At 38.7% G+C, this 13,541-nt stretch carries 10 protein-coding genes, 1 tRNA gene and 1 other annotated feature; all 11 genes read right to left on the bottom strand.

Annotated features, from left to right (window positions below):
• Positions 1–26: 26 nt before the first annotated feature.
• The 11 genes from rbfA to GYY69_RS01975 all read right to left on the bottom strand — a co-directional run bounded on the left by rbfA (position 27) and on the right by GYY69_RS01975 (position 13,457).
• Positions 27–404: a 30S ribosome-binding factor RbfA gene (rbfA, locus tag GYY69_RS02025; protein ID WP_174796193.1), complete on the bottom strand. Its 378-nt coding sequence runs from the start codon at positions 402–404 to the stop codon at positions 27–29.
• A 65-nt stretch (positions 405–469) separates the two neighbouring features.
• Positions 470–3,106 carry a translation initiation factor IF-2 gene (infB, locus tag GYY69_RS02020; RefSeq protein WP_174796192.1) on the bottom strand — a complete coding sequence of 879 codons (2,637 nt, stop codon included), beginning with the start codon at positions 3,104–3,106 and terminating at the stop codon, positions 470–472.
• 17 nt (positions 3,107–3,123) lie between these two features.
• Positions 3,124–4,599 (bottom strand): transcription termination factor NusA, encoded by a 1,476-nt coding sequence (nusA, locus tag GYY69_RS02015; protein ID WP_174796191.1) that lies wholly within the window; start codon positions 4,597–4,599, stop codon positions 3,124–3,126.
• A gap of 16 nt (positions 4,600–4,615) precedes the next feature.
• A complete protein-coding gene (gene rimP / locus GYY69_RS02010) occupies positions 4,616–5,077 on the bottom strand; it encodes a ribosome maturation factor RimP (protein WP_174796190.1) in 462 nt (153 codons plus the stop codon).
• A 191-nt stretch (positions 5,078–5,268) separates the two neighbouring features.
• Positions 5,269–5,345, bottom strand: a tRNA-Met gene (locus GYY69_RS02005).
• Between the two features lie 207 nt (positions 5,346–5,552).
• Positions 5,553–6,359 (bottom strand): tryptophan synthase subunit alpha, encoded by an 807-nt coding sequence (gene trpA, locus GYY69_RS02000; RefSeq protein WP_174796189.1) that lies wholly within the window; start codon positions 6,357–6,359, stop codon positions 5,553–5,555.
• Positions 6,356–7,549 carry a tryptophan synthase subunit beta gene (gene trpB, locus GYY69_RS01995; RefSeq protein WP_085247493.1) on the bottom strand — a complete coding sequence of 398 codons (1,194 nt, stop codon included), beginning with the start codon at positions 7,547–7,549 and terminating at the stop codon, positions 6,356–6,358. Before trpB ends, trpA begins: the two co-directional genes overlap by 4 nt.
• Before the next feature lie 27 nt (positions 7,550–7,576).
• Positions 7,577–8,959, bottom strand: coding sequence for a bifunctional indole-3-glycerol-phosphate synthase TrpC/phosphoribosylanthranilate isomerase TrpF (gene trpCF, locus GYY69_RS01990; protein ID WP_202984921.1), 1,383 nt, complete (start codon positions 8,957–8,959; stop codon positions 7,577–7,579).
• A 15-nt stretch (positions 8,960–8,974) separates the two neighbouring features.
• Entirely contained in the window at positions 8,975–10,606 is a 1,632-nt protein-coding gene (gene trpD / locus GYY69_RS01985; protein ID WP_174796187.1) for a bifunctional anthranilate synthase glutamate amidotransferase component TrpG/anthranilate phosphoribosyltransferase TrpD, read from the bottom strand.
• The gene (locus GYY69_RS01980; protein WP_174796186.1) at positions 10,606–12,168 is read right to left on the bottom strand and encodes an anthranilate synthase component 1; all 1,563 of its coding nucleotides are present in this window, start codon (positions 12,166–12,168) and stop codon (positions 10,606–10,608) included. Before GYY69_RS01980 ends, trpD begins: the two co-directional genes overlap by 1 nt.
• A gap of 57 nt (positions 12,169–12,225) precedes the next feature.
• Positions 12,226–12,312, bottom strand: a sequence feature (Trp leader region).
• 209 nt (positions 12,313–12,521) lie between these two features.
• On the bottom strand, positions 12,522–13,457 hold the full coding sequence (locus GYY69_RS01975; protein ID WP_174796185.1) for a hypothetical protein: 936 nt from the start codon (positions 13,455–13,457) through the stop codon (positions 12,522–12,524).
• Positions 13,458–13,541: the final 84 nt, after the last annotated feature.

Here is a 13,541-nt window from a genome sequence, read left to right as displayed (position 1 = left end):
CAAAATTCAGGACTATTTTTTTAATATTAATCTTTATGACGCTCGTTATCATGCTTGATAACATCCGCCACCAAACTCGACATTTGCATACCTTTAACAAGCGACTCATCGTAAAAGAATTTGATCTCAGGAATGATTCGCAAACGCATCGCTTTGCCAATCAAAGTGCGAATATAGCCTTTAGCGTCATTAAGCACAACTAAACCTTGTTCAATCACTTGTGGATCATCGTCATTTAAAAAAGTGACAAACACTTTAGCATAGGCAAGATCGCGCGAGATATCAACGCCCGAAACAGTGACCATGCCAAGACGAGGATCTTTGATTTCTCGTTGTAAGATAATTGCAATCTCTTTTTGTAATTCATGCCCAACTCGAGATGAACGATTAAATGCTTTTGCCATATCTATTTTCCTTAAAAAATGAATAAGCAAGGCTAAACCTTGCTTATAACATTAATACGTTGTAATTAGATCGTACGTTTGATTTCAATAGTTTCAAAGACTTCAATCGTATCGCCAACACGAACATCGTTGTAGTTGCGCACACCAATACCACATTCAGTTCCATTACGCACTTCGTTAACATCATCTTTAAAGCGACGTAATGATTCAAGTTCACCTTCATAGATAACCACGTTATCACGTAGAACACGAATTGGATTGTGACGTTTAACCACACCTTCGGTTACCATACAACCGGCAATTGCACCAAATTTAGGCGATTTAAATACATCACGCACTTCAGCAAGACCAATAATCTCTTGTTTGTACTCTGGCGCAAGCATACCGCTCATGGCTTGTTTAACTTCGTCAATCAGATCATAAATTACTGAATAGTAACGAAGATCTAAGTTTTCTGATTCAATTACTTTACGTGCAGAGGCATCGGCACGAACATTAAAGCCTAAAATAATCGCATTTGATGCAGCTGCTAGTGATGCGTCAGTTTCAGTGATACCACCCACGCCTGATCCAATAATTTTAACTTTAACTTCGTCTGTTGACAGTTTAAGTAATGAATCAGAGATCGCTTCAGCCGAACCTTGAACATCCGCTTTTAATACGATATTAAGCTCAGAAACATCGCCTTCTGTCATATTAGTAAACATGTTTTCAAGTTTCGCTTTTTGCTGGCGAGCAAGTTTCACATCACGGAATTTACCTTGTCGATAAAGGGCAACCTCACGCGCTTTCTTTTCATCACGCACAACAGTTGCTTCATCACCTGCCGATGGCACACCCGATAAACCAAGGATCTCAACTGGTATAGAAGGACCCGCTTCTGTCACTTCTTTGCCTAGTTCATTACGCATTGCCCGAATTCGTCCATATTCAAATCCACAAAGAACGATATCGCCTTTACGTAACGTACCTGATTGCACTAGCACTGTCGCAACCGAACCACGACCTTTATCAAGGAATGATTCAATTACTACACCACTTGCCATACCGGTTTCGTATGCGGTTAATTCAAGGACTTCTGCTTGTAATAAAATAGCTTCAAGTAGTTGATCAATACCAGTTCCTGCTTTTGCTGAAACATGAACAAACTGGGTATCACCACCCCAATCTTCTGACATTACACCATATTGCGCAAGTTCACCTTTTACGCGCTCAGGATCGGCTTCCGGTTTATCAATTTTGTTCACCGCAACCACAATTGGCACATTTGCCGCTTTAGCATGCTGAATCGCTTCAATGGTTTGTGGCATCACGCCATCATCAGCAGCAACAACAAGTACCACAATATCTGTTGCTTTAGCACCACGCGCACGCATTGAAGTAAATGCCGCATGACCCGGAGTATCTAAGAATGTAATTTCACCATTTGCTGTTTTCACATGGTAAGCACCAATGTGCTGAGTAATACCACCCGCTTCACCTGATGCCACTTTTGCTTTACGGATATAGTCAAGTAATGAGGTTTTACCATGGTCAACGTGCCCCATAATGGTGACAACTGGCGCACGTGCAACTTTTTCTGCACCAGTATCACGGTCGCTCATAAGTGATTCTTCAAGCTCATTTTCACGACGTAATACCACTTTATGTCCCATTTCTTCAGCAACAAGCTGCGCAGTTTCTTGGTCAATAACCTGATTAATAGTTGCCATTGCGCCCATCTTCATCATGGTTTTGATGACTTCAGAGCCTTTTACGGCCATTTTATTAGCCAATTCGGCAACAGTAATAGTCTCACCAATAACCACATCGCGGTTAACTGCTTGTACAGGTTTATTAAAGCCCTGCTGTAAGGTACTTTTACCTTTCTTTTTATGACCATTACGTGTCGCAGCCCGAGCTTCTTCTCGTTCTGCTTTGCCTTCCGATAGTTTGCTGCCTTTTTTCTGCTTAGTCTGTTTACCACTACGACCTCGCCCTCGAGCACTTTCAACTTCACGATCGGTATCGTCTTCTGCGGCTCTCGCATATTTCGAGGTTGTCACATGATAATCTTCATCTTCGGTATGATCACTATCATCAGCCTGATTATATTGTTCAGCGAGTTTACGCGCTTCCTCAGCCATACGTTTAGCATCTTCCTCTAATTTTCGGCGACTTTCTTCTTCAGCTTTACGTTTAATTTCGTTCGCTTCAGCTTCTAACCGTGCTTTTTCCTCTTGAGCTTTTTTCACTTTAGGATCTGCTGAATGTTCTTGCGCTGCTTTCGCTTTTTCTTCTTGAGCACGTTTTTTGGCTTCTTGCGCCTCTTTCTTTTCTTGTTCTTCAGCTTCTTTGCGCGCTTTTAATTCGGCTTCTTCTTTCGCTTTTTGCTCTGCTTCAAGGCGTGCCTTTTCTTGTTCAGCGGCAATTTCAGCTGGATCACGTTTAACAAAAGTTCGTTTTTTACGAACTTCTACTTTAATTTCTTTGCTTTTGCCACCACCGCTTGACACATTCAAGGTTGAGTGCGTTTTACGTTGCAATGTTAGCTTTGTTGGGCCTTGCTGAGGTTTTAAGTGAGCAAGCAAAGCTTCTTTTTCCTTTTGTGTAACAGTATCAGATGCGGTTTTCTTCATACCTGCATCGGCAAACTGTTGCAAAAGTGTTTGCACTGGAGTGTTTATCTCTTGAGCCAGTGTTTCGATTGATACTTTGGTCATGTATTACTTTTCCTCAATTATTCATCTGCAAACCAACAAATATTACGTGCAGCCATAATAAAATCGCCAGCTTGTTCGCTTGTTAAACCTTCAATATCGTTTAGATCCTCGGTACCTTGTTCAGCTAAATCTTCCAAAGTAATGATGTCATGTTGCACAAATTGATAGGCTAACTCTTGTGTCATACCTGGCAGATTAAGTAAATCTTGAGCAGGTTGTTTATCGCCACTATTTGCTAGTGCCATTGTAGTTAATGCGTCTTTTGCTCGACTTCTTAAAGCTTGAACTAAATCTTCATCCAGTTCTTCAATTTCAAGTAATTCGTCAACTGGCACATAGGCAAGTTCCTCAAGTGAGGTAAAGCCTTCTTCAACTAACAACTGTGCAAGTCCTTCATCAATATCAAGATGTTTAATTAGATTATTGATTGCCGCAAAAGATTCTGCATGGTGTTTTTCTTGCAAATCTTCGGTACTCATCACATTTAATGTCCAACCAGTAAGTTGTGATGCTAAACGAATATTTTGACCATTACGACCTATTGCCTGTGGCAATGTGTCAGCATTGACTGCCACATCCATGGTATGTTTATCTTCATCAACAACGATGGAAACAACATCGGCTGGCGCCATGGCATTAATCACATATTGAGCAGGATTATCATCCCATAAAACAATATCAATACGCTCACCACCAAATTCATTAGATACAGCTTGTACACGCGCACCTCGCATGCCAACACATGCACCAACAGGATCAATACGACGATCATTACTGCTAACTGCAATTTTAGCGCGCGAACCAGGATCACGAGCCACACCTTTGATGTCGATCATCTCTTCGCCAATTTCGGGAACTTCAATGCGAAATAGTTCTTCCATCATTTCAGGATTTGAACGGCTAATACAAAGTTGTGCAGGTTTATTGTTTTGTTCAACTAAATATAAAATACCACGAACGCGATCGCCAATTCGGAAGTTTTCGCGCGGTAACATATCATGACGAGACATCATGGCATCAGCATTGTTACCTAAGTCAAGAATCACGCTGTCACGATTGGTTTTTTTGACAATACCTGTCACAATATCACCAATACGATTTCTAAACATGTCAATCACCATGGCACGTTCAGCTTCGCGCACTTTTTGCACAATCACTTGTTTGGCCGTTTGCGTAGTAATACGGTCAAAAGCAACAGATTCAATTTGTTCTTCAATATAATCGCCAAGTTGTACTGAGGAGTCTTCATATTGTGCTGCATCTAACGTTATTTCTTTCGTTGGTTGGGTCACTTCATTAACTACTTGCCAACGGCGGAAAGTGTCATAATCGCCTGTTTTATGGTCGATTTTTACTATAACATCAATATCAACAGCATGCTTCTTTTTAGTGGCCGTTGCTAATGCGGTTTCTAATGCTTCGAAAATTTTGTCGCGCGTAAGCGCTTTTTCGTTTGATACCGCTTCAACAACAGCTAAAATTTCTTTATTCATCCTTTACACCCGTACTCTATTTAAGGTTAAAATTAGGTACTATGTTCGCTTTTTGGATATTACTAAAAGCAAACACTTCATCACTATCATCCACAGTTAATGTAATCATCTCACTATCGATAGACTTAATTCGCCCTTTCCACTTGCGTCGGTTAGCAACAGGAATACGTAAACTAATTGCGACTTCTTCACCAATAAAACGTTGATAGTGTTCAAGCGTAAACAAAGGCCTATCCATGCCAGGCGATGAAACTTCAAGATTGTATGCATCTTTGATAGGGTCTTCAACATCAAGCACCGAGCTAATTTGTCGACTAACATCAGCACAATCATCAACAGTTATACCATTTTCACTATCAATATAAACTCGTAACACAGGATAACGGCCACGAATGTATTCAACGCCAACTAACTCAAAACCAAGTGCATTCACTGGCTCTTGAATGATATCGGTCAATTGCTGTTCTATATTAGCCAAACAAACCTCCACTGCAGAAAATAAAAAAGGGCATATAGCCCAACATTTCTTTTAAACTTACGCTTAAATAATAACACGAAAAAAAACCTCGACATGCGAGGCTTACATTCAAAAACTAACTATAATGAAGCCACTTCATTCGAACTTTCAAACAATAACAGGATAAATTGATTTATGAATGAAAATTTAAGTGGTTGCGGGGGCTGGATTTGAACCAACGACCTTCGGGTTATGAGCCCGACGAGCTACCAAGCTGCTCCACCCCGCGATAGATGGATGAGAATTATACGGCATTTTCAATAAAATGCAACTGCAAATCACGCTTGTTTTATCATTAAGCTTAAAGTTATTAAAAAATATCACGCGTTGATTTTAATGTGCACACCAAATAAATTAAGCATAACTGATTAACTAATATTGGCACAATAATTCGTTTTTCAAGTCAATTATTGCGCCCATTACTTTTTGCGATCAATTACTTGCTAGTTGCCTTTTTCATTGTTTGGACAAAATTTGCCAATTCACTAAGCATTTGCTGTGGATTAACAAGATTTTTCTCAATAATTTTAACCGTTGCTGATCCACTAATTGCCCCAGCCGCACCTGATTTAATCGCTTCGCTAACTTGAGTTGGCTCGGAAATACCAAATCCTTGTAAAGCCGGAGGCGCACCAAACTCAATTAATTTTTTTAACAAATGAGTAAGTGGTTTATTCGCGCGATTTTCAGCACCAGTAACACCTGCACGTGAGACCAAATAGGTATAACCTTTACCATGCTTAGCAATATTCTTAATGACTTCATCATCAGCATTAGGTGGACAAATAAAAATTGGCGCTATATTGTATTTTTCTGCTGCCCCTGTAAATTCTTTTGCATATTCAACAGGTAAATCGGCAATCAACACCGAATCAACTCCCGCTTTGGCGCACTTGGCATAAAAATTGTCGATACCTTTTTTGAAAACTAAATTAGCATAAATAAGTAACCCTATTGGGATATTAGCATATTGCGCTCTCACATTAGTTAGAATCTCAAAACACTTTTCAACGGTTATTCCACCTTTGAATGCACGAATATTAGCATTTTGAATGGTTGGACCATCGGCCATCGGGTCTGAAAATGGAATGCCTAATTCTAACGCATCGGCGCCAGACTCAATCAAAGTTTGGATGATTTTAAACGACTGTTCTGGCGTTGGATCGCCAACCGGTACAAAAGGAACAAAAGCGCCACGCTTTTCGGCTGTTAATGTGGCAAACAGTTTTTGATAACGGTTCATTCGACTTCTCCTTTTGCTTTTAAAATATCATAAACGGTGAAGATATCTTTATCGCCACGGCCTGATAGATTAACGATTAATAGCTGTTCTTTAGTGGGGTTTTCTTTAATCATTTTCATCGCATAGGCGAGTGCATGTGATGATTCTAGCGCCGGGATAATGCCCTCATGTCGCGATAAGGCCTTAAAGGCATCAAGCGCTTCATCATCGGTAATGGACACATAATCAGCGCGACCAATACTATCTAAATACGCATGCTGTGGCCCAACCGATGGGAAGTCAAGTCCTGCTGATATCGAATATGATTCTTCAATTTGCCCTTCATCTGTTTGCATCATTGGCGATTTCATACCAAAATAAATTCCCAATTTACCATGTTTAAGCGAAGCTCCATGCTCACCAGATTCGATACCATGACCACCGGGCTCAACACCTATTAATCTGACCGATTTATCATCAATGAAATTAGCAAACATACCAATAGCATTTGAGCCACCGCCAACACAAGCAATCACTGCATCTGGCAAACGCCCTTCTTTTTCAAGAATTTGCTGTTTTGCTTCACGGCTGATCATTTGCTGAAATTCACGCACAATGGTTGGAAAAGGATGCGGACCCGCTGCCGTACCAAGCATATAATGAGCTTTTTCATAACTTCCAGACCAATCGCGCAATGCTTCGTTACAGGCATCTTTTAAGGTTGCAGATCCTGTTTCAACGGGGATCACCGTTGCCCCCATGAGTCGCATTCTAAACACATTCGGTGCTTGGCGTTTAACATCTTTCGCACCCATATAAATTCGGCATTTTAAACCCAGTAATGCACAAGCTAAAGCTGATGCAACTCCATGTTGCCCCGCCCCCGTTTCAGCAATAATTTCGGTTTTGCCCATTCTTTTAGCAAGCAACGCTTGTCCTAAAACTTGGTTCGTTTTGTGCGCACCGCCATGTACCAAATCTTCCCGTTTTAAATAAAGCTTGGTTTTCGTGCCAGCGGTTAGATTTTTGCATAAAGTTAATGCAGTTGGTCTGCCTGCATAGTTCACTAATAAATCATTAAACTCTTTTTGAAAGTTAGGATCATTGATTGCCGAAATAAAGGCGTCCTCAAGTTGCTCAAGTACAGGCATTAATATTTGGGGAACATATTGCCCACCAAATTCGCCAAAGTAAGGATTTAATTTAGACATAACCATTCCTTTTTTTAAAATTAAAAATTAAATTTGTTCAAATGCAGCTTGGATTTTCTGTTTATCTTTAATACCTGGTGACACTTCAACCCCTGAATTAAGATCAACTCCTATCACACCCGTCGCTAAAGCTGCCTTTATATTCTGTGGATTAATACCACCAGCTAAAATGACATTATTTAAATTGTGATCAGCAAGCATTGTCCAATCAAAACATTCGCCCGTGCCACCAGCCCCATTGTCGAATAGATAGCGTGAAACTAATGGATTGTCATGTTTAGGGATGGTGCTTCCAATACTTAGTGCTTTCCAAATTTGGCAAGTTTTAGGTAATCCTTGTCGCAATGTCTCGATGTAGTTTTCATCTTCATCACCATGCAGTTGGACAGCATATAAGGATAACTGTTTTGCTATTTGGCATACGGTTTCAATCTCTTCATTTCGAAAAACACCAACCCAATTCAGTGGTGCCGAGGCAATAACTGTTCGTGCCTTAATTGGCTGTATATAACGCGCTGAATTTGGCACAAAAATCAAACCACCATAGACAGCACCCGCTTGATAAGCATTTACAGCATCTTCAGTACGTGTTAAGCCACAGACTTTATTTTCCCCTAACATCACTTTGCGAATCGCCAACGTCAAATTGGGTTCTGACATTAACGCACTGCCAATTAAAAATCCGTTAGCGTAATGACTGAGATCTTTAACCTGACTATGGGTATAAATACCCGACTCACTAATAATAATGCGATCGCTTGGAATTGACTTAGATAAAACTTTTACCCGATTTAGATCAACCGTCAGATCCCTTAAATTACGATTATTAATACCGATTACTTTTGCTCCGAGTTGGATAGCTCTTTCAACCTCGTTTTCGGTGCTAGCTTCAGTCAGTATGCCCATATTAAGTTGATGAGCAATTTTACTTAAATGACAATATTCATCATCGTTCAATACAGATAACATTAATAGTATCGCATCGGCTTGATAATAGCGCGCTAAATAGATCTGATATTCATCGATAATAAAATCCTTACAAAGCACTGGTTGTGTCACTTCATTGCGAACTATTGGTAAAAATTCAAAGCTACCTTGGAAATATTTTTCGTCAGTCAGCACCGAAATTGCCGAAGCATAATCTTTATAAACGCTAGCAATACGCGCTGGATCAAAATCATCTCGAATCAATCCCTTTGATGGTGATGCTTTTTTACACTCTAAAATAAATACTTTTTGGGGTTGAGTTAGTGCTTGATAAAAATTGCGATCACTGGGTATTACTGCTGATTTGAACATTGCAAGTGGCTTTGCTGTCTGCTGCTCAGTTAACCAAATTTGTTTATCTTCAATGATCTTTTTTAATACTGTTGCCATTTCAACATTTTTTGCTAAGGCTGCAATTGCCATGTTGTTCTCCATTTGTTATCTTGCTGCTAATTGTTGTAATAGCGCATAAGCTTTGCCACTGCGCATCATGGCTATTGCTCGCTGTACATTTTGTTTTAAATTTGACTCGCCAAACAGGCTCATCAACATTGCCACATTAGCGGCAATTGCTGATTCGTGTGCTGGTTTACCGTGACCTTGTAAAATGGCAATTAACATATCACGATTCTGCTCAGGCGTACCGCCTTCAATATCTTTTAAGCTATATGTTGGTAAGCCAAAATCGTCCGGTGTAAGAGTAAAGTAACGGATTTCGCCATTTTTCACTTCCGCAACGCGGGTTTCGCCATGAATGGCAACTTCGTCCATTCCTGCACCATGCACCACATAAGCATGGGTATAATTCAGCATGTTTAATGTTTCGGCAATCGGTTTAATTAAATCAGGATGATACACACCTAATAAAATACGTTTAGGTCGAGATGGATTGATCAACGGTCCAAGAACATTAAAGATAGTGCGTGTTTTTAACTGCTGACGAACCGACGCCGCATGGCGAAAACCTGAATGATATTGCTGAGCAAACAAAAAACACACGCCAAGTTCATCTAATGCTTGGCGGGAAGCTTGTGCCGGCATATTTAATTTAATGCCTAACGCAGAAAGTACATCCGAAGAACCTGATTTACTTGATACACCACGATTACCATGTTTGGCCACTTTATAACCCAATGCTGCAGCCACAAAGGCACTGGCGGTTGAGATATTAATGCTATTAGTGCCATCACCACCGGTGCCGACAATATCGGTAAAATCATAATCGGGAATATCAAAAGCATCTGCATTTTCAAGTAAAGCCTGAGCGGCACCTGCAATCTCATCAGGTTTTTCGCCTCGAACTTTCATACTAATAATTGCACTGGCCAATATCGTTGGTTCAATTTTTCCTTGAATAATTAAATTAAATAATACTTTGCTTTCTTCTTGGCTTAATGTTTGTCCTAAATACAATTTATTTAGTGTTGGTTGAATATTGTACTCTTGCTTATCAACAATAGCTTCTTGTTTGGGTTGTTCTTTCTGTTCTGGTGGATTAAGTGCCCACGCAATTGTTTGCTCTAATAGTTTTACCCCTTGAATAGTTAGAATTGATTCAGGGTGAAACTGAAAGCCACACACACGATCTTCATCATTACGCACTGCCATAACAACATTGTTGCAAAGCGCATTAATAGTGAGTGTTTTGGGAATATTTTCGCCTTTTAAAGAGTGATAACGCGCAACCGGTAGCGGATTGGGCAATCCTTTAAACATCGCTTGCTGATCATGTTCAATCAGCGAGGCTTTACCATGCAAAATATCGCCGGCTGGTACAATTGTTCCACCATAAGATTCAACAATCGCTTGATGACCAAGGCAAATACCAATAATAGGTAATTTACCTTTTAAACGTTTAAGCAATTCAGGCATACAGCCCGCTTCGCTCGGTGCGCCAGGACCAGGTGATAACATTAAAATAGGATTTTGCATTTGTGACAGTTTTTCAATAATAACATCGGCAGGAATGGTATTTCGATAAATAGTCACACAATGCTTGCTATTACGTAATTGATCAACCAAGTTGTAAGTAAAGGAATCAATATTATCAATAAATAAGATATTAGCCATTAGAATTCACCTTCTACATGATGTGCTGCCATAATCGCGTGAATGACAGCTCGCGCTTTATTACGCGATTCATCAGATTCAGATTGTGGTTCAGAATCCAAAACCACACCAGCACCCGCTTGTACTGTTGCAACACCCTCTTCTACGTACGCACTACGAATTACAATACAGGTATCCAAATCACCATTCGCGGTAAAATAACCAACAGCGCCACCATAACTACCCCGTTTAACTTTTTCCGATTCGGCAATTAATTGCATAGCGCGAACTTTGGGTGCACCAGTTAATGTGCCCATATTCATGGTAGCTTGATAAGCATGCAGCGCATCTAAATCACTACGCAACTGCCCCACCACACGCGAAACCAAATGCATCACAAACGAGTAACGATCGACTTTTAATAACTCTTTGGTGTAACGAGTACCTGATTTACAAATACGAGCTAAATCGTTACGGGCTAAATCCACTAACATTAAGTGTTCAGCCAACTCTTTTTTATCAGTACGCATTTCAAGCTCTAATCGGCTATCTAAGTCATAATCAATTTCACCCTTGGCGGTTAAGCCTCGTGGACGGGTGCCCGCAATAGGGTAGATTTCAACTTGATTAGTTGCTTTAGTGTATTTAAGTGCGCTTTCAGGCGATGCGCCAAATAACACAAAATCACTATCTTGCATATAAAACATATAAGGACTTGGATTATTGTTTTTTAATACCTGATAAGCCGATAATGGATTAGGACAAGGTAACGAAAAACGCCTTGACGGTACCGCTTGGAAAATTTCCCCCTGTTGAATCGCATCTTGCATTTTTTTGACAATCGTATTGAAATCATCATCACTTCTATCACAAGTGACCTTGATATTTACTAGCGACTGCGTTTGGATGGCTTTTATTGGTTGATTTAAAGTTGCTTCTAACTCGGCTAATGTTAATGTTAAGCGTTCTATTTCTAGCTCGTCTGATGTAAACGCTGTTGCTTTTAAAATGGATACATGATCTTTATGATTTATCTCTAATAAAGTTTCAGCCAAATAAAAACAGAAATCTTGGCACCGCTGATCGGAAGATAAAATAGGTAGATTTTCAAAGCTAGCGACAAGGTCATAACAAAATAGCCCACCAACAAAAACTGCATCTTGACCGCATTGCTTAGGAATATTCACAATAGTTAACAATGTACGTAATGCATCAAAGACTGAGAGTGACTTTAATCGCGAATCTTCATCTTGCAGACTATCAATAGTCGGAAAAACCAATTTAAGTGTTTGTTCATCCACTTGTACAATATCTAACTTGTCTGTAAAAGCCTGTTGTAATAAAGGTAATAGCTTTTCACCATTTGTGGTCAATGCCTTAAAAGTCACTTCATTATTTATTGCCGAAATACGTAATGCACTATCGACAATCATGACACTTTTAATTCCTTGCTTATTATCAATTTCGGCTGATTCAAGCAACAAAGTTGCCGGTTTGCTATCACATAATTGATAAAACACCTGAGTCGGATCTTGATAATACCCGATGGTTTTGGTTAGCTGTGTTAATGTTGGCTTGTTCATTGTTGGCTCTCTATCTATATTTAATTTTTATTCATACCGATTCTTTGACCTGCTAGAAACAAAAAACCCGCACTAAGCGGGTTTTATAAGAAAAGACAATACGTCATCACATCACCCGCCAAAAGTAATGTGCCACCAACCAAAAACAGTGGTTTGACGAATGTAAGTTAGAAAGTATTGTCGTTTCATTATTTTTTATATGCTTAACACAAATTATGTACTATTAAACTAGTTCATTGATTTATTGTCAAGGAAATATTGTATAAATAATTATCAAATTTGCATTCACGCATTTAAAAAGCAATAATTCGTGATTCTCTTAAAAATTAAACTGAAAAAGAATATAGAATCAGCTATTCTTCAATTTTTTTATCGAACCTAGAATATCCCATTCCTCTTTTCAAGTAAGCCTCTTTAACTTGACTGCAAGGATAGCCATCTTTAATTGAAAGTTCTAATTTATTTTTTTCCTGCCAATCCAACTCTTGAGATTTAATTTCTTGTAGCTTATTAACACATGAATTATAAGTATTAATAAATTCTGCATTATTTTCTATATATAACTTTACAAATTTGTCGCTTTCATTTTTCCAAGCCTTTTCCCAACTACTTCTACAAACGGATAATTGCGCTATATCGTCTGCACAATATAGAGATTTTTTTGCTTCAATTGTCTGAATATCAGCATTAGTTAATTCATCAGCGGCTTTTTCTTCTAATGCTTTTTGAGCAATACTACAATTAGAATTTGTTCTTTTATCTAATTTACAAAGAGACTGCATTTTTAGCTTTAGCTCATCAAAAGATAGTTGTTTTAACTCTTTTATACCCTCATCTACTTTTTCATTATAAATCGTTTTCCACGCTTCACATTTGGGGTTTTCTCTTTGCGTGAATGTTAATCTATTCTGACATTCTTCAACCTTTAAATATTCATTAACAGAATCATTCCATGACAAACCCATAAGTTGTTTATTAATAGTGGACATCTCTGATTCTATTGCTTGTTTTTTTTCTTCTTCTTTTCGTTTCTTTTCTAATTCGTATTTTAATTTTTTATCTTTTTTAATTGCAGTCTCCGCAGCACGGCATTCTGTATCTTCTTCTACTTTTTTGATACCTTTTTCATCATTTGCCATAAATGCTTTTTTAAAATCCTTATTACATTGTTCCATTTTTTTATTAGCTGCATCTATGTTATTTAAAAAGTACTCTTCATTTTTTTTATCACAACCAACTAAAATTAAGGTAGTTGTTAATACGAATACAACAGCCTTTAAAGCTTTCATTTTCTCTCCTATTTAAATAAAATTAAAATTTTCCATAAAGTTAAATAATATTCTAGTCATTATTAGTAGATATTAGGCGAAGAA

The sequence above is a fragment of the Gilliamella sp. ESL0250 genome, assembly GCF_013345045.1.
GTDB classification, from domain to species: Bacteria; Pseudomonadota; Gammaproteobacteria; order Enterobacterales; family Orbaceae; genus Gilliamella; species Gilliamella apicola_H.
This window is presented reverse-complemented; position numbering and strand designations above follow the sequence as displayed.